15 protein-coding genes and 1 pseudogene are annotated in these 16,078 nt (G+C 67.8%); 12 read left to right on the top strand and 4 right to left on the bottom strand.

Annotation, left to right across the window (positions count from 1 at the left end):
• Window positions 1–454: pseudogene (locus Y706_RS0118000) on the top strand (pyridoxal 5'-phosphate synthase lyase subunit PdxS); the annotation flags it as partial.
• Window positions 455–687: 233 nt separating this feature from the next.
• On the opposite strand, the gene Y706_RS0117995 reads toward Y706_RS0118000, so the two are convergent.
• Window positions 688–2,700 carry a M3 family metallopeptidase gene (locus Y706_RS0117995; RefSeq protein ID WP_028277704.1) on the bottom strand — a complete coding sequence of 671 codons (2,013 nt, stop codon included), beginning with the start codon at window positions 2,698–2,700 and terminating at the stop codon, window positions 688–690.
• Between the two features lie 82 nt (window positions 2,701–2,782).
• Here Y706_RS0117995 and Y706_RS26270 point away from each other — a divergent pair, with 82 nt between their 5' ends.
• The 3 genes from Y706_RS26270 (at window position 2,783) to Y706_RS0117980 (ending at window position 5,799) form a co-directional block, all read left to right on the top strand.
• Entirely contained in the window at window positions 2,783–4,063 is a 1,281-nt protein-coding gene (locus tag Y706_RS26270; protein ID WP_043436425.1) for a CapA family protein, read from the top strand.
• A gap of 11 nt (window positions 4,064–4,074) precedes the next feature.
• Window positions 4,075–4,950, top strand: coding sequence for an alpha/beta fold hydrolase (locus Y706_RS0117985; protein ID WP_043436429.1), 876 nt, complete (start codon window positions 4,075–4,077; stop codon window positions 4,948–4,950).
• A 69-nt stretch (window positions 4,951–5,019) separates the two neighbouring features.
• The gene (locus Y706_RS0117980; protein WP_028277701.1) at window positions 5,020–5,799 is read left to right on the top strand and encodes an alpha/beta fold hydrolase; all 780 of its coding nucleotides are present in this window, start codon (window positions 5,020–5,022) and stop codon (window positions 5,797–5,799) included.
• A 34-nt stretch (window positions 5,800–5,833) separates the two neighbouring features.
• Here the strand turns inward: Y706_RS0117980 and Y706_RS0117975 are convergent, their stop codons facing one another.
• From Y706_RS0117975 to Y706_RS0117965, 3 genes are read right to left on the bottom strand one after another with little or no spacing between them, the layout of a single operon-like run.
• Window positions 5,834–6,322, bottom strand: coding sequence for a GNAT family N-acetyltransferase (locus Y706_RS0117975; RefSeq protein ID WP_028277700.1), 489 nt, complete (start codon window positions 6,320–6,322; stop codon window positions 5,834–5,836).
• A 5-nt stretch (window positions 6,323–6,327) separates the two neighbouring features.
• Window positions 6,328–7,125 (bottom strand): type 1 glutamine amidotransferase, encoded by a 798-nt coding sequence (locus tag Y706_RS0117970; protein WP_043436424.1) that lies wholly within the window; start codon window positions 7,123–7,125, stop codon window positions 6,328–6,330.
• Window positions 7,122–8,411 carry a Mur ligase family protein gene (locus Y706_RS0117965; protein WP_028277698.1) on the bottom strand — a complete coding sequence of 430 codons (1,290 nt, stop codon included), beginning with the start codon at window positions 8,409–8,411 and terminating at the stop codon, window positions 7,122–7,124. Before Y706_RS0117965 ends, Y706_RS0117970 begins: the two co-directional genes overlap by 4 nt.
• A 102-nt stretch (window positions 8,412–8,513) precedes the next feature.
• Here Y706_RS0117965 and pdxT point away from each other — a divergent pair, with 102 nt between their 5' ends.
• From pdxT to secF, 8 genes are all read left to right on the top strand, one after another.
• Complete coding sequence (gene pdxT / locus Y706_RS0117960) at window positions 8,514–9,224, top strand: pyridoxal 5'-phosphate synthase glutaminase subunit PdxT (RefSeq protein ID WP_028277697.1); 711 nt, start codon at window positions 8,514–8,516, stop codon at window positions 9,222–9,224.
• Window positions 9,225–9,227: 3 nt separating this feature from the next.
• Window positions 9,228–9,983 (top strand): YebC/PmpR family DNA-binding transcriptional regulator, encoded by a 756-nt coding sequence (locus Y706_RS0117955; protein WP_028277696.1) that lies wholly within the window; start codon window positions 9,228–9,230, stop codon window positions 9,981–9,983.
• A 48-nt stretch (window positions 9,984–10,031) separates the two neighbouring features.
• The gene (ruvC, locus tag Y706_RS0117950) at window positions 10,032–10,610 is read left to right on the top strand and encodes a crossover junction endodeoxyribonuclease RuvC (RefSeq protein WP_028277695.1); all 579 of its coding nucleotides are present in this window, start codon (window positions 10,032–10,034) and stop codon (window positions 10,608–10,610) included.
• A gap of 125 nt (window positions 10,611–10,735) precedes the next feature.
• A complete protein-coding gene (ruvA, locus tag Y706_RS0117945; RefSeq protein WP_018773177.1) occupies window positions 10,736–11,380 on the top strand; it encodes a Holliday junction branch migration protein RuvA in 645 nt (214 codons plus the stop codon).
• The gene (gene ruvB, locus Y706_RS0117940) at window positions 11,373–12,497 is read left to right on the top strand and encodes a Holliday junction branch migration DNA helicase RuvB (RefSeq protein ID WP_028277694.1); all 1,125 of its coding nucleotides are present in this window, start codon (window positions 11,373–11,375) and stop codon (window positions 12,495–12,497) included. Before ruvA ends, ruvB begins: the two co-directional genes overlap by 8 nt.
• Before the next feature lie 214 nt (window positions 12,498–12,711).
• Window positions 12,712–13,134 (top strand): preprotein translocase subunit YajC, encoded by a 423-nt coding sequence (yajC, locus tag Y706_RS0117935; protein WP_028277693.1) that lies wholly within the window; start codon window positions 12,712–12,714, stop codon window positions 13,132–13,134.
• Between the two features lie 104 nt (window positions 13,135–13,238).
• A complete protein-coding gene (gene secD / locus Y706_RS0117930) occupies window positions 13,239–15,014 on the top strand; it encodes a protein translocase subunit SecD (protein ID WP_028277692.1) in 1,776 nt (591 codons plus the stop codon).
• A complete protein-coding gene (gene secF, locus Y706_RS0117925; protein ID WP_028277691.1) occupies window positions 15,015–16,034 on the top strand; it encodes a protein translocase subunit SecF in 1,020 nt (339 codons plus the stop codon).
• The last annotated feature ends 44 nt before the right edge of the window (window positions 16,035–16,078 follow it).

The following is a 16,078-nucleotide window of genomic DNA, read 5'->3' as shown; positions in this document are numbered from 1 at the left end:
GATGATCCGGTCCAAGGGCGAGGCCGGCACCGGGGACGTCTCCAACGCCACCACGCACATGCGCCAGATCCGTGCCGAGATCAAGAAGCTCGCCGGCATGGCCGAGGACGAGCTCTACGTCGCGGCCAAGGAGCTGCAGGCCCCGTACGAACTGGTCAAGGAAGTTGCCGCGACCGGCAAGCTCCCGGTGGTGCTGTTCACCGCCGGCGGCATCGCCACCCCGGCCGACGCCGCGATGATGATGCAGCTCGGCGCCGACGGCGTGTTCGTCGGCTCCGGCATCTTCAAGTCCGGCAACCCGGCCCAGCGTGCCGCCGCCGTCGTGAAGGCCACCACGTTCTACGACGACCCGGACGAGATCGCCAAGGCCTCCCGCGGCCTGGGCGAGGCCATGGTCGGCATCAACGTCGACGAGATCCCGCAGCCGCACCGCCTCGCCGAGCGCGGCTGGTAACGTTCGACTGCTTCTCCACAGACTCGGCGCCAGGGCGCCTCGTCCGTGGAGCCTCTGCAGTCTCTCTTATTAAGCCAAGAGAGTCGGGCGCAATTGTCGCCAAAGTATTAAGTACGACGCCGGGCGGTCACCTTCTTAGGTGGCCGCCCGGCGTCGCTTGTTTCCCCGTCGATTGCTCCGTAACCGCCCTTATGAGGCCTCAAAACGGCGGTTACGGAGCAATCGATGAAGGGTCAGTCGAGGCCGCGGCGCTTCAGCAGCGGCCCGAGATCCGAGTCCCGGCCGCGGAAGGCGCGGAAGGACTCCAGCGGGTCCCGGCTGTTGCCGCGGGAAAGCAGTTCGGCGCGGAAGAAATTGCCGTTGGCGCGGCTGAGGCCGCCGTTTTCCTTGAACCATTCCACGGTGTCAGCGTCCAGGACCTCGCTCCAGATATAGGAGTAGTAGCCGGCGGCATACCAGCCTCCCGCGAAGATGTGCTGGAAGTAGCCGGTCCGGTAGCGCGGCGGAATCAGGCTGTGCGCCACGCCGGCCGCGGCCAGCGCCTTCGCTTCAAACTCGACGGCGTCATCCGGGATGTCAGAGCCGTCCAGGACATGCCACGCCAGGTCCAGCAGGGCAGCGCCGAGGTATTCCGTGGTGCCGAAGCCTTCGCCCCAGAGCTGGGCGGCGTTGAGCTTGTCCACGGTCTCCTGCGGCAGGGGTTCGCCGGTGGCGTGGTGCCGGGCATAGTTGGCCAGGACCTCGGGCCACATGATCCACATTTCGTTGACCTGCGAAGGGTATTCCACGAAGTCCCGCGGCACGTTCGTGCCGGAGAACCGAGGATAGGTGACGGCGGAAAACAGGCCGTGCAGGGCGTGGCCGAACTCGTGGAAGGTCGTGCGGAGCTCGTCCAGCGTCAGCAGGGTGGGCTCGCCGGCCGGCGGCTTGGAGATGTTGAGGTTGTTGATCACCACGGGTCGGGTGTTCAAGAGCCCTGACTGCTCCACGAGGGAATTCATCCACGCGCCCCCGCGCTTCGTGTCCCGCGTGTAGTAATCGCCCAGGAACAGGCCCAGGTCCGTGCCGTCGGAATTCTTCACCTCCCAGACGCGCACGTCCGGGTGGTAGCCGGCGAGGTCGGCGCGTTCGTGGAAGGTGACGCCGTACAGGGCGTTCGCCGCGAAGAACACACCATCATTCAAAACCCGGTCCAGCTCGAAGTAGGGGCGCAGGGCCTGTTCATCCACGGCATACCGCTCCCGCTTGACCTTGGCAGAGTAATACGCCCAGTCCCAGGCCTCGAGGGGGTGGCCGGCGGCCTCGGCCAGTGCCTCGGCCTCTGCGTCGGCATTGCGGACGGCGGCCGGGGCCAGCCGGCTCATCATTGCCTGAACGGCCTGGAAGTCCGGTGCCGTCTGCCGGTCCACGCTGAGTTCGGCGAAGTTCGCGAACCCGAGAAGGCTGGCCTTCTCGGCGCGGAGCCGGACCATGTCCTTGACCAGGTCGAGCACATCGAAGCTGCCGCCGTCGCTGCCGCGGCCGATGGAGGCCTCGTAGAGGCGACGGCGGATCTCCCGGTTCGCCAGCGCGGCCATGGCAGGCTGGTTGCTCGGCTGGATCAGGGTCAGCAGGAACTTTCCCTCGTGCCCGGCGGTCCGGGCGGCCTCGGCGGCGCTGGCGACGTCGTCGGCGGGCAGGCCCGCGAGGTCGGCGGCGTCATCCAGCAGCAGGGCAGCGGACTTCATGCCCTCCTTGACGCGCTGGCCGAACTCGGTGCCGAGCCGGGACAGCTCGGCGTTGACCTCCTTGAGGCGCTCCTGGCCGGCATCGTCGAGCTGGATGCCGGAGGCCCGGAACTCCTTGAGGTATTCCTCCACGAGCCGGGCGGATTCCGCGTCCAGGACTGCTGCGTCCAGCGCCGCGAAGCGCTCGTAAAGCCCGCGGTTGAGGTAGACGGCGTCCTGGTGGGCGGCGAAGAGCGGGGACAGGCGGGTCTCGAGGTCCCGGATGGTGTCTGAGGCATCCGCGGACACCAGCGTGAAAAAGGACGCGGCGGCCCGGTCCAGGAGCCGGCCGGAGCGTTCCATGGCGAGGGCCGTGTTTTCGAAGGTCGGGGCCGCCGGGGTGTCCACGATGGCCTGGATTTCGGCAAGGTGCTCGGCCAGGCCGGCCTCGACGGCCTCGGCGTAGTGCGCGTCGTCGATATCCGCAAACGGCGGCAGTCCATAGGGCAGGGTGCTGGGGCTCAGGAGGGGATTGGTCATGAAATGACTCTTTCATGCAGGCGGCCGCTTCTCAACGATCGCCTCCGTGTGTTGTGATGCCGCCCACCATAGGATGAGCGGCATGGAGAACACGACCGCGGGGCCGCGGGGCCGGATCCTGACCGCAGCAACGGCCGTTGTTCTCGGGTCGATGCTGGCATCCTGCGGGCTCCTCGCCGGGCCGGATAACCCCCCGGGTCCCACGGCAGGCGGTACCGGCGGAACATCCGACGTTGCCCAGCCGCCGTCGGGCACCCCGACGCCCACACCGACACCGACACCCACACCGACGCCGACGCCGACGCCCGGGAAGGGTCCAGGCTGTGCGGCCGCCCGGTGCACCTCCGTCCTGGTCACCGGGGACATGCTGGTCCATCCCCAGCTCTGGCAGCAGGCCCGCGAGGACGCCCGCGCCGCCGGCGCCGCGGGGCTGGACTTCGCGCCGCTGCTGGAGGGCCAGCGGCGCTACATCGCGCAGAGCGACGTGGCGATCTGCCACCTGGAGACCCCGGTGGCCGGCCCGGACGGACCCTTCTCCGGGTATCCCTCCTTCAACGTTCCGCCGCAGATCATCACCGCCGTGCGCGGCGTGGGCTATCAGGCCTGCACCACGGCCAGCAATCACACCGTTGACCGCGGCACCGCGGGACTCATCCGCACCCTGGACGCCCTCGACGCCGCCGGACTCCGGCACACGGGCTCGTACCGGACCGAGGCAGAGTCCCAGGGCATCCTGATCCTGCAGACCCCCGCGGCCAGAATCGCCGTCATTGATGCCGCATACGGCCTCAACGGACTGCGCGCCGAGCAGCCCTGGCAGGTCGACCTGCTCGATCCCGGCGCCATGATTTCCAAAGCGCGCAAGGCCAGGGCTTTGGGCGCGGACATTGTGCTGGGGGTCATGCACGCCGGGGAGGAATACTCAGCCGAGCCCAACACCCAGCAGCGCGACGTCGCCCATGCGCTCGTGGACAGCGGCCTGTTTAGCCTGATCTACGGCCACCACAGCCATTCGGTGCTGCCGATCGAAAAGTACAAGGGAACCTGGATTGTGTACGGGCTCGGCAACGGCATCACCGAGCTCTCGCCGTCGTTCGTGGTCAACAACGAGGGCCTGTTGGTCCGCGTGCAGTTCAGCCAGGACGCGGCCGGGTCCTGGGCCGCCTCGGACCTGGCCTGGGCGCCGTCGGTGATGGTCCGCGGACCCTACCGCTGGTGTTCGGTGGCGGCCGACGCGCCGCAGGGCCGTTGCGCCGGAACGGCGGCGGACGCGGCCACGCGCCGGCGCACCACGGCCGTGCTGGAGTCGATGGGCGCCGCGGCGGCGGGCGCCCATGAGCTTATTCTCACCCCGGGGCCCTAAGCTTGGGCGGCATGGAGATGATCAACGAACGGCGGAGCACCGTCGCGTCCAGCGGGGCTGAGCTTGCCGTGTTCGAGTATGGCAGGGAGCCGGGACCCGAAGTGCCGACGCTTCTGCTGGTACACGGCTATCCGGACGATCATCAGGTCTTCCTGCCGGCCATCCGTGATCTGGCCCGAAGCCACCACGTGGTCGCCTACGACACCCGGAACGCGGGCGCGTCCGCCGTCATGGGCCTCCCCGGGGACTTCACCCTGAAGACGCTCGTGGATGACATGTTTGCCGTGCTGGCCGCCGTCGGAGCCGCGGATGTCCATCTTGTGGGCCATGACTGGGGCTCGATCCAGGGCTGGGCCGCCGTCCAGGACCCCAGGGCCGCGGGCCTGATCGGCCGGTACACGTCCATCTCGGGCCCGGACCTGCGGCACTTCGCCCGCTGGGTGCGGAGCCGGTATGCACGTCCCCGGGCGTGGCCGCAGCTGGCCGGACAATTGGCCCGCAGCTGGTACATCGCCGCGTTCCTTGTACCGAAGCTGCCGGAGGCCGCCTGGCGCCTCTTCCTCACGAAACGCTATGGGCAGACGGCCAAGCGCGACGTCGGCGATGATCCCATCCGCGGCCTGGCCCTTTACCGCGCAAATTTCTTCTCGGCGGTGAACTGGCCGGCCGGCGGCCGCGTGACGCTGCCCGTCCAGGTGGTGGTGCCGCTGAGGGATTCCTTCCTGTCGCCGGACCTCGTGGACGGACTGGATTCCTGGGTGGATGACCTCACGGTGATCCGGGTGGACAGCGGCCACTGGTGGCCGGCATCCCGGCCGGCGGAGTTCGCGGAGCTGCTCCGGCAGCCGCAGCCGACGCCGCAGCCGACGACGCAGATAACACCGTAGGCCGGCGGCGTCATGGCACGGGCAAGCCGGCGGGATCGGGAATCCCGGAGCGGGACGTTCAGCAACGGGATGGAATACCTGACGTGGGGCCGGGGCCCGAAGACGCTCTTGTTCGTCCAGGGCGGACCAGGGAGCTTCGTGCCCCAGGGGGTGCTGCGCGGACTGTTCCGGCGGGAGTTTGCCGCCTATCAGGAGGCCGGGTACGCGATCTGGATTGTCACCCGCCGGCGGAACATGCCGGCGTCGCACACCAGCGCCGACATGGCGGACGACTACGCCCGGCTGATCGCCGAGGAGTTCGGCGGCCGGGTCGGCCTGGTGGTGGCCGAGTCATTCGGCGGGATGATCGGGCAGTACCTGGCCGCCCGCCATCCCCAGTCCTTCGGGCACATCGCGATGGTGGTCACGGCGGCCGAACTGAGCGCGTGGGGCAAAGACGTGGACGAGCGGATGGCCGCAGCCGTCGCTGCCGGAGACGCAGGCCGCGCCGGGACGGTCCTGGCCGAGTACCTCTTACCGGGGCCGCGGACCCGCTGGCTGCGGGAACTGCTGGGACCTGTCGTCGGCCGGCGCGTGCTGGACCCCTCCGGATGCCCCGCCGCGGATGTCCTGACGGAGGCTCGGGCCGAGTTCGCGTTCGATGCGCGGGCGGTGCTGCCGCTCATTCGTCCGCCCGTCCTGCTGCTTTGCGGCGGCCGGGACGCGTTCTTCCCGAGGACGGTTGCGGAGGAGACCGCGCAATTGATTCCAGACTGCACCCTGATCGTCTACGAGCGATGGGGCCATATCCGGGCAGGATCGAGCAGGCGGGTGCCGCGCGACGTCCTGGCCTTCGTCCGGAGCCGATAAGGGCAGGCCGGGCCCATGGAAAGCTGCCCGGCAGCTACCCGGCGTCCAGGAGCAGGGACATGAAGACGCTGTTGGGGTCGGCTTCGTAGCCGGGAAACGGAGGGCAGTCCGTGAAGCCGTGCCGCTCGTACAGCCGCCGCGCGGGAGCGAAGAACTCCTGGCTCCCCGTCTCCAGGAACAAGCGTTCGTAGCCGCTGTGCCGGGCCTCGGCCACGAGGCGGCGGAGCAGCGCCGACGCAACGCCGCGCCCGCGGGCTGCATTCGCGGTGCGCATCGACTTGATCTCGGCGTCGCCGGGAGCCAGGTGTTTCAGCGCCGCGCAGCCCAGGAGCCGGGAGTCCTGCCGGGCGGTCCAGAAGCTGATGCCGGGTCCGGCCAGCGCGGCGGGATCAAGGGCGTGGACGCTTTCCGGCGGGGAGGTCGCGTACATGTCGGCGAGGTGTTCGCCCAGGAGCCGCAGGACGTCCTCGCGCTCCGGCGTGTCGCGCCCAATCCGAACCGTGCCGCCATCGGCGCCTGCCACCTGGGTCAGCGGGGCCGGCGGGCGGCGTGTTCCCGCGCCAGCACCGCGTAGGAGTCATCCGGCGTGCCCGGGGTGAAGCTGCCGTATTTACGTTCGACGGCGGTCCGGATCAGGAAATCCGCGAGAGCCGGGTTCTTGGGCAGCAGCGAGCCGTGCAGGTAGCTCGCCACGATGTTGCGGTAGCGGGCTCCCTCCTGGCCATCCGTGCTGTTGTTGCCGGTGCCTTTGGCCGTTGTCCCGAGCGGTTCGACACCCGGTCCCAGTGTGGTCTGGCCGCTGTGGTTTTCGTAGCCGAGGATGCTGCCGAATTCGGGGGAGGAGACCGCGACGTTGCCGATCAGGCGCTCGTCGGTGCCGTGGGTTTCCACGTCCAGGATGCCGATGCCCGGAAGGACGGACCCGAGCCGGGTCTTGAAGAATTTCCCGAACAGCTGGTACAGCCCGCAGATCACGAGCATCGGGGTGCCGTCGTCGGCCATCTGCTTCAGGGTGGACTCGCGCGAGAGGAGGTCGTCCTGGATGACGAGCTGTCCGCTGTCCTGTCCGCCGCCGCCTACGATCAGGTCCACGTCCGCAGGGAACGGGTCACCAACGTTGTACTCGAGCAGTTCCGGCGTGTAGCCGTGCCAGCGCAGGCGCTGCGCGAGGACCAGGGCGTTGCCCCAGTCGCCGTAAATGTTCATGTCCCGCGGGTAGAGCTGCAGGACCCGGATGGGTCCCTTGCTGGGGGCCGCGGAATCTTCGGGCGGAAGTTCGTGCCCAAAGGACAGCTCGTGCGGGGTTTCGGGGGAACCGGGGGTCATGAGACCACCTCCACTGTGGTGATTTTGGACAGCTCGCGGCGGATGGCCAGCATGGCCGTGTAGGTGCAGAAGATCCTCTTCGGCTTGCCTTCGCCGCCGCGGATGAAGGCTGCCAGTGCCGGCGCAATCTCCGTGTCGACGGCGCCGATCGCGACGTCGTCGTACTGCAGGCGCAGCGCCATGTCATACGCGCGCGAGCCCGTGAGCTGGTCCACGCCGCTGTCGCGCAGCGTGTCGAATTCGACGTCCCACAGCCAGGACATGTCCCGGCCGTCTGCGTAGTTGTCGTTGATCGCGATCATCGTGGCGTACCCGGCGGCGGGGAACGACTTGAGGCCGAGCCGGAAACCGCTGGGGTTCTTGACCAGGACCAGTTCCAGCGGCAGGCCATCGACCACGAGGCTTTCGCCGCGGCCGAACGCCGGCGCCACCTTGGACAGCGCCGTGAGCAGGCCGGCCTGGTCGGTCCCGGTGCCGCGGGCGCCGGAGACTCCGCGGGCCAGGGTCAGCGCGGCGGCGGCATTGAAGATGTTGTAGACGCCGCGCAGTTTCATCCCCGTGGTGACCGTCGCGCCGTCGTACTCGAAATCGGCGTCGTCGGCGCCCACGCGGCGCAACACGACGTCGGCGGCGGGCCGGGCGGGGGCGGCCGGCACCGGGCTGCCCGGGGCGGCGCGCATGTCGTCGTCGTTGGGGAAGGTGCTCAGCAGCGAATCGTCGAGCCCGAAGTAGAGCACCTCCGGCCCGTCCAGGGTCTGGGCGATCCGGGCGACGCGCGGGTCTTCCCGGTTCAGGACCACGGTCCCGGTGGTCTTGGACGCGATGTGCTGGAGCAGTTCGGCGGTCTTGTCGATCTCGCCGAACCGGTCCAGCTGGTCGCGGAGGACGTTGAGCAGGAGGCTGTACCGCGGCGGGACCTTGTTGACGAAGTGGACGGCATGCGCCTCATCCAGTTCCAGGACCGCGACGTCGGCATCGAGCCGGCCCCGCCAGTCGACCTCGCCCAGGAGGGCCGCGGCCACGCCCCGGGTGAAGTTGCTGCCGGTGCGGTTGGTGAAGACTTTCAGTCCCTGGCTCTCGAGCAGCTCCACGACCATCTTTGTGGTGGTGGTCTTCCCGTTCGTGCCACTGACGACGGCGACCCCCAGCGGCAGCGTGGACAGCGTCCGCCGCATGAAATCGGGGTCGATTTTTTCGACCACAAGCCCGGGGAGGGCCGAGCCTCCGCCCCTGAGCCGGGAGACCCGGCGGACGAACTTGCCGAGCGGAACGCTGAAGTAAAGCATGCTCTGTAATATATCCCAGCAGCGGCATGGAACCCGGACGCCGGGGGCCGCTGCATGCGTCTTCCATGCGTACCGTGCAGCGCAGAGCATTATGCTGTGGGGATGACCACCCCCTCTTTTTCCCTTGAATCCCGCGTGGGAACGGGGCTCCGGATCGGCGTCCTGGCGCTGCAGGGCGATTTCCGGGAGCATCTGCATGCCGTGGAAGCCGCCGGTGCCGCCGGCGTCGGGATCCGGCGTCCCGCCGAACTCGACGGCCTGGACGGGCTCATCATCCCCGGCGGCGAATCGACCACGATCGACAAGCTCTCCCGGATCTTCGGGCTCCGGGATCCGCTGCGCGAACGCATCCAGGCCGGCCTGCCCGTCTACGGCTCGTGCGCCGGGATGATCCTGCTGGCGGACGAGATCGCGGACCCGGCGAAGGACCTCGCCGGAAACCCGCAGCAGACGTTCGGCGGACTCGACATCACCGTGCGCCGCAACGCCTTCGGCCGGCAGCGCGAGTCCTTCGAGACGGACCTGGACTTCAGGGGGCTCGGGTTCAGCGACACCGGCTCCGGCGTGGCTCCCGTCCATGCCGTGTTCATCCGAGGCCCATGGGTGGAGCGCGTGGGTCCAGGGGTGGAGGTCCTGGCGCAGGCGGAACCCGCGGACCCGGAGCATGCCTCGCATGCCGCTGTACTGGACGGGACGGCTAGAATTGTTGCAGTGCGTTCCGGCAAGCTGCTGGCCACCTCCTTCCACCCGGAAGTGACGGGGGAGAAGCGCGTGCATGAACTGTTTATTCGAATGATCAGAGGAGAAGCGTAAAGCATGTCAGGCCACTCCAAATGGGCGACGACCAAGCATAAGAAGGCCATCCTTGACAGCCGCCGGGCCAAGTCGTTCGCCAAGCTGATCAAGAACATCGAAGTCGCCGCGCGCATGGGCGGCCCCGACCTCTCCGGCAACCCCAGCCTGGAACTGGCCGTCACCAAGGCGAAAAAGACGTCGGTGCCCGCTGACAATATCGACCGCGCCATCAAGCGCGGCGCCGGGCTCACCGGCGAGGTCGTCGACTACACCGAAATCATGTACGAGTGCCGCGGCCCGCAGGGTTCCGCGCTGCTGATCGAGTGCCTCACGGACAACAAGAACCGTGCCGCCTCCGAGGTCCGGCTCGCCATCTCCCGCAATGGCGGCACGATCGCCGATCCCGGCTCCGTCAGCTACCTCTTCTCCCGCAAGGGCGTCGTCTCGCTGCCGAAGAACGGCCTGACCGAAGACGACGTCCTGATGGCCGTGCTGGATGCCGGGGCCGAGGAAGTCAAGGACAACGGCGACAGCTTCGAGATCCACTCCGAGCCGACCGACCTCCAGGCCGTTCGCGATGCCCTCACGGAAGCCGGCATTGAGTACGACACCGACGAGGCCGAGTTCGTGCCGTCCATGCAGGTGCCGCTGGACCTTGATGCCGCCAAGAAGTTCATGAAGCTGGTGGACGCCCTGGAAGAGCTCGACGACGTCCAGAACGTGTACAGCAACGCCGACCTCAGCGACGAAGTGCAGGCAGCACTGGAAGCCGAGTGACCCGCTCACCCAAACGTGACTTTGGGGCCCGGTCTTGACGGCCCAACCGTGACGCTGCGCGTGTTGGGGGTTGACCCGGGCCTCACCCGTTGCGGGATCGGCGTTGTCGACGTCGAGCGGAACCGGCGGGCCACTTTGGTGGCCTTCGGCGTTGTGGGCACCTCTCCCGACGAGAGCCTGGACCAGCGGCTGCTGGTCATCGCCACGTCCATCGACGAGTGGCTGGACCGCTACGAACCCCAGGTGCTCGCCGTGGAGCGGGTCTTTTCCCAGCTCAACGTCAGCACGGTCATGGGGGTGGCGCAGGCCTCCGGGGTGGTCATTGCGGCCGCCGCGCGCCGTGGCATCCCGGTGGCGCTGCACACCCCGTCCGAGGTCAAGGCAGCCGTGACGGGAAGCGGGACCTCGAACAAGGATGCGGTCACCAAGCTGGTGACCAAGATCCTCCGGCTGGACGCGCCTCCGCGCCCGGCCGACGCCGCCGACGCCCTTGCGTTGGCCATCACCCACGCTTGGCGGGCCGGCAGCGGGGCCGCCGTAGCCACGACTGGGCCGGGCAGCCAGTCCCTCACTCCGGCGCAGCGGGCGTGGGCGGACGCGGAGGCAAAAGCGCGCCGTGCGCGCTGAATGTCCGGCTGTGACGCAGCGGGGCTTGGTAGGGTATTCGTAGATATGTTCGGATAGCCGGCGTGCCCGGCAGTACGTTCTTTCATCACCCAGTTGTAGACGCCAGTTAGACCAGGAGCCCGGCCTTGATCAGTTTTCTTCGCGGAACCGTTGCGCACGTTGGCCTGTCCTCCGCCGTGATCGACCTCAACGGCGCCGGCATGAGCGTCAACGCCACACCGCAGACCCTCAGCGGCCTCCGGGTGGGTGAGGAGGGAAAGCTGTTCACGTCCCTGATCGTGCGGGAAGACTCGCTGACCCTGTTCGGCTTCGCCAGCGATGACGAACGCGAGGTGTTTGATGTGCTCCTCAGCGTCAGCGGCGTCGGTCCCCGCCTCGCCCTGGCGGTGCTGGCCGTCCACGAGCCCGAAGCCATCCGGGTGGCCGCCCACTCCGGCGACGGCAAGGCCTTCACGAAGGTCCCCGGCATCGGACCGAAGGTGGCCGGCCGGATCGTGCTCGAACTCGCCGGCAAGCTTGTGCCGCACGGCACCGCCGGCGCGCCTGTCGCGGCCGTGTCCGCGGAATCCGTCTGGAAGCCGCAGGTGGTGGCCGCGATGACCAGCCTGGGCTGGTCCGAAAAGGATGCCACGGCCAGCATCGACAAGTCCCTGGCCGATTCCCCGGACCTCGCGGCGAACGGCAATGTAGCGGAGATTCTCCGCGCGACGCTGCGCTGGCTGGGCCAGGACGGCGCCCGCGCCGGGAACCGGGTAGGCGCGCGTGGCTGAGCCGTCGATCGTCGCCGGGGGAGAGGAACCGGAGGAGCGGGTCATCGAAGCCGCCCTGCGGCCCAAGAACCTGCACGACTTCGTGGGACAGCACAGGGTCCGCAAGCAGCTCTCCCTCGTGTTGGAGGCCTCGCGCATGCGTGGGCGCAGCGCTGACCACGTGCTGCTCTCGGGCCCTCCCGGCCTGGGCAAGACCACGCTGTCCATGATCATCGCCGCCGAAATGAACGTTCCCCTGCGGATCAGCAGCGGCCCGGCCATCCAGCACGCGGGCGACCTTGCGGCCATCCTGTCCTCGCTCTCGGAGGGCGAGGTCCTGTTCCTGGATGAAATCCACCGCATGTCCCGGCCGGCCGAGGAAATGCTGTACATGGCGATGGAAGATTTCCGCGTCGATATCGTCGTCGGCAAGGGCGCCGGCGCCACGGCCATTCCGCTGGAGCTTCCGCCCTTCACCCTGGTCGGCGCCACCACGCGGGCCGGCCTCCTTCCCGGCCCGCTGCGGGACCGGTTCGGTTTCACCGGCCACCTCGAGTTTTACTCCGTCGAGGAGCTGGAACTGGTCCTGCGCCGCTCCGCCGGCCTGCTGGACCTGAAGGTCAACTCCGCCGGATTCAGCGAGATCGCCGGCCGGTCCCGCGGCACGCCACGCATCGCCAACCGGCTGCTGCGCCGGGTCCGGGACTGGGCGCTCGTGCACGGCATCGAGCAAATCGACGCGCGGGCGGCCTCCGCGGCCCTGGACATGTACGAGGTGGACAAGCGCGGCCTGGACCGGCTGGACCGTGCCGTTCTCGAGGCCCTCATCACCAAGTTCGGCGGCGGGCCGGTAGGCCTGTCCACGCTCGCGATCGCCGTCGGCGAGGAAACGGAGACCGTGGAAACGGTCGCCGAGCCCTATCTGGTGCGGGAAGGACTCCTGGGCCGGACGCCGCGCGGCCGGATAGCCCTGGCGCCGGCATGGACACACCTGGGCTTCGCCATTCCGGCCGGCGCCTTCGGCCAGGACCCGCTGGAACTGTTCCAGGCCGACGAGCTGGGCGAGAGCCCGATCGGCGGGTCAGGCGGGGATCCCGGCGAAGAAACCGATCCTCAGTGGATCCGAAACAGCCGCTAGCACCGTTCTTTCAGCTTTTCCCTTTAGACTGGTATGACGCTCGGCACGTCCGGGTTTTGTTTCCGTGGGCGGAGAGCAGGTAGCCGCCGGCGGTCCGGGGGACGGTCTCGCTGCCAGTTTGCTGCGCAGACCCCTGCCCGCGCCGTCAGGAGCAAACGGACGTTGCTGAAAAACAGCTATGCAAGTAAAGAACGGAACCTTCCCCTTGGATCTAATGACAATTCTCCTGTTCGTGATGCTTGGCGTGTTCGTCTTCATGATGTTCCGCCGCAACAAGAAAACGCAGCAGCAGCAGGCGCAGCTCCAGTCGAAGTTCGGCCCCGGCGTCGAGGTCATGACGAGCTTTGGGTTGTTCGGCCGGATCATCGACATCGATGAGGCCGAGAACAAGGTCACGCTGGAGCTCTCCCCGGGGAACACCGCCACCGTGCACCGCCAGGCCGTCACCAAAATTGTGGAGCCGGTTGTCGCCGCCGAGGAGCCCACGGTCGTTCCCGACGACGCGTCCTCGCTGACCACCGAGAAGCTGGGTGCTGAGGGGACCGACGCCAGCGCCCCCGTCCACGACGCGCCGCGCACCGAAACGCCCGAGGAAACCCTGCGCCGCCTCAATGACGAAGGCAAAAAAGACAGCTAGTCTGCCTACCTGAGCTATCCCGCGAAGCAACGGTTGCGGGCATCCGTCGGCGGGGCCCAGAGCCCGCGCCGGCGGATCCGCCGTAAATAATAGAAAGATCGACAATGGCACGAACTGGCCCCAAAAACTCAGCCATCAGGATGCTGGTCTGGCTTGGCGTAATCATCGCCGCCATGACGGCTGTCCTGGCGGGCGGCACGATGGCCGGCCAGGCGGGCTGGGCTCCAAAGCTCGCACTGGACCTTGAAGGTGGCACCCAGATGATCCTGGCGCCCAAGGTTGAGGGCGGTTCGGGTATCACCGAAGACCAGCTCAACCAGGCCGTGGCGATCATTCGCCAGCGCGTGGACGGCTCGGGCGTCGCGGAAGCGGAAATCAGCACGCAGTCCGGCCGCAACGTCGTCGTCAGCCTCCCGGGAACCCCTGCCAAGGAAACCCGTGCACTGATCCAGGCTTCCGCCGACATGAACTTCCGCCCGGTCATCCAGACCGGCCCCGGCGCAGCAGTCCCCGCCGCCTCCAGGACCCCGGATGCCCAGCTGCCGAAACCGACAGCCGCACCCGCCAACAGCAGCGACGAGAACTGGATTACCCCCGAGGTCTACAAGCAGTTCGAGGCCCTCGACTGCGACAACCCCTCCCAGGACAAGCAGCAGCGCTCCGACCCGACCAAGCCGCTGGTGACCTGCGAGCCGGCCTCGGCCAACTCGCCGGCCATCAAGTACATCCTCGGTCCGGTGGAGGTGAAGGGCTCGAACATCAAGTCCTCCTCGTTCCAGCTGCAGCGCGGCGCCCAGGGTGCCGTGACCAATGAATGGGCCGTCAACATCCAGTTCGATGACGCGGGCACCACCAAGTTCAAGGAAATCACCGAGCGCCTGTACCAGTTCTACGCCGCAGGCGGCGGCCAGACCGGCTCGGATCCGAAATCCCAGTTCGCAATCGTCCTGGACGACCAGGTCATCTCCGCCCCGCGCTCCCTCGCCGTCATCACCGACGGCCGGCCGCAGATCACCGGCGGATTCACCGAGGAGTCGGCCAAGGCCCTCTCCGACCAGCTCCGTTTCGGTGCCCTGCCGATCAGCTTCGAAATCCAGAGCGAACAGCAGATCTCGGCAACCCTCGGCGGCGAGCAGCTCCGCATGGGTATGCTCGCCGGCGTGATCGGCCTCCTGTTGGTGTTTGTCTACTCGCTGTTCCAGTACCGGGCCCTTGGCCTCGTGACCGTGGCCTCCCTCGTGATCGCCGGGGTGCTGACGTTCCTGGCCATCGCCATCCTCGGCTGGACCGAAAACTACCGGCTTTCGCTCGCCGGCGTCGCGGGCCTGATCGTGGCCATCGGCCAGACAGCCGACTCGTTCATCGTCTACTTCGAACGCATCCGCGATGAGCTCCGCGAAGGCCGCGGCCTGGTCTCGGCCGTCGAAAACGGCTGGAAGCGGGCCAAGCGCACCATTCTCGCGTCCAAGGCCGTGAACCTTCTCGCCGCCGTCGTGCTGTTCTTTGTGGCGGTGGGCAACGTCCGCGGCTTCGCGTTCACCCTCGGCCTCACCGCGATCGCCGACCTCATTGTCGTCTTCATGTTCACCCATCCCACCCTGCAGCTGCTGGCCCGCACCAAGTTCTTCGGCGAAGGCCACCGGTTCTCGGGCCTGGACCCGAAGCGCCTCGGCGCCGTCCCGCTGTACCGCGGTGCCGGCCGGGTCCGTACCCCGGAGGACAAGCCCGTGGCAGTGGTGCGCGCGAAGAACACCGGCGCCGCCGCCGAAGCAGAACGCCGGATGACCATTGCAGAACGCCGCCTCGCCGAAAAGCAGGATCAGGCACAACAGGCACAGCTCGCCGGTACCTCCAAGAGCGCGTCCAAGGAGGGCAAGTAAATGGTCAACTTCTCAACATTCGGCAATGAGCTGTACACGGGGAAGCGCTCGTACGACTTCGTCGGCTACAGGAAGCTGTGGTTCCTGATTGCCGGGATCGCCGTCGCCCTCTCCATCCTGATCCCGGTCGCCAAGGGTGGGTTCAACCTCGGCATCGAGTTCCGCGGCGGCTCCGAGTTCACGGTCTCCAACGTCAAGACCACCGAGGCCTCCCTCGGCGAGAAGGCCGTCAAGGACGTCGTGGCGGGGTCCGTGCCGCGCGTGGCTAACGTCGCGGGCACCACCATGCGCATCCAGACGGACAAGCTCTCCGACGACGAGACGCTGCAGATCAAGGAAGGCCTCACCAAGGCCTACGGCGTGACGGATAACGAAGTCACCTCGACCTTCGTCGGCCCCACCTGGGGTGCGGATGTCACGAAGCAGGCGCTGATGGGCCTGGCAATCTTTGTGGGCCTGGCCGCCGTCCTGATGGCGCTCTACTTCCGGACCTGGAAGATGTCGCTCTCGGCACTTGTCGGCATGGCCGTCACGATGTTCGTGACCGCCGGTGTTTACGGCCTCAGCGACTTCGAAGTGACGCCGTCGGCCATCATCGGCTTCCTCACGGTGCTCAGCTACTCGCTGTACGACACCGTGGTGGTGTTCGACAAGATCCGGGAGAACACCTCCGACATGCAGGCCTCCACCCGGCGGACCTTCGCCGAAGAGGTCAACCTCGCCATCAACCAGACCCTGGTCCGGTCCATTAACACCATGGTGGTTGCCATCCTGCCGGTCGGCGCGATCCTCTTCATCGGTGCCGGGCTGCTCGGTGCCGGAACCCTGCGGGACCTGTCCCTGGCGCTGTTCGTGGGCATCCTGGTGGGTACTGCCGCCACGATCTTCATCGCGGCTCCGCTGTACGCCGCGCTGCGGCAGGGCGAACCCGACCTGGTCAAGCAGGCCAAACGGGTGGAACAGAGGCGTGTTGACGCGGCAGCCAAAGCCGAGTCGCCGGCGTCGCCCGCCACCGCCTGAACCGTCCCAAGCGGCCACAAACGGGCCGGAGACCGTCGTTTTCG

The organism is Arthrobacter sp. I3, assembly GCF_000520575.1.
In the GTDB taxonomy this organism is placed as follows: Bacteria; Actinomycetota; Actinomycetes; order Actinomycetales; family Micrococcaceae; genus Arthrobacter; species Arthrobacter humicola_A.
The sequence above is the reverse complement of the archived record's forward strand: the minus strand, read 5'-3'. Positions and strand labels throughout refer to the sequence as shown.

Excerpts from the sequence above, each read along its gene's own strand:
- yajC (WP_028277693.1), top strand. The coding sequence starts at position 12,712 with ATGACAATTCTCCTGTTCGTGATGCTTGGCGTGTTCGTCTTCATGATG.
- secF (WP_028277691.1), top strand. The coding sequence starts at position 15,015 with ATGGTCAACTTCTCAACATTCGGCAATGAGCTGTACACGGGGAAGCGC.
- Y706_RS0117980 (WP_028277701.1), top strand. The coding sequence starts at position 5,020 with ATGGAATACCTGACGTGGGGCCGGGGCCCGAAGACGCTCTTGTTCGTC.
- pdxT (WP_028277697.1), top strand. The coding sequence starts at position 8,514 with ATGACCACCCCCTCTTTTTCCCTTGAATCCCGCGTGGGAACGGGGCTC.
- Y706_RS0117965 (WP_028277698.1), bottom strand. The coding sequence starts at position 8,411 with ATGCTTTACTTCAGCGTTCCGCTCGGCAAGTTCGTCCGCCGGGTCTCC.
- secD (WP_028277692.1), top strand. The coding sequence starts at position 13,239 with ATGGCACGAACTGGCCCCAAAAACTCAGCCATCAGGATGCTGGTCTGG.
- Y706_RS0117955 (WP_028277696.1), top strand. The coding sequence starts at position 9,228 with ATGTCAGGCCACTCCAAATGGGCGACGACCAAGCATAAGAAGGCCATC.
- Y706_RS0117970 (WP_043436424.1), bottom strand. The coding sequence starts at position 7,125 with ATGACCCCCGGTTCCCCCGAAACCCCGCACGAGCTGTCCTTTGGGCAC.
- Y706_RS26270 (WP_043436425.1), top strand. The coding sequence starts at position 2,783 with ATGGAGAACACGACCGCGGGGCCGCGGGGCCGGATCCTGACCGCAGCA.
- Y706_RS0117985 (WP_043436429.1), top strand. The coding sequence starts at position 4,075 with ATGGAGATGATCAACGAACGGCGGAGCACCGTCGCGTCCAGCGGGGCT.
- Y706_RS0117995 (WP_028277704.1), bottom strand. The coding sequence starts at position 2,700 with ATGACCAATCCCCTCCTGAGCCCCAGCACCCTGCCCTATGGACTGCCG.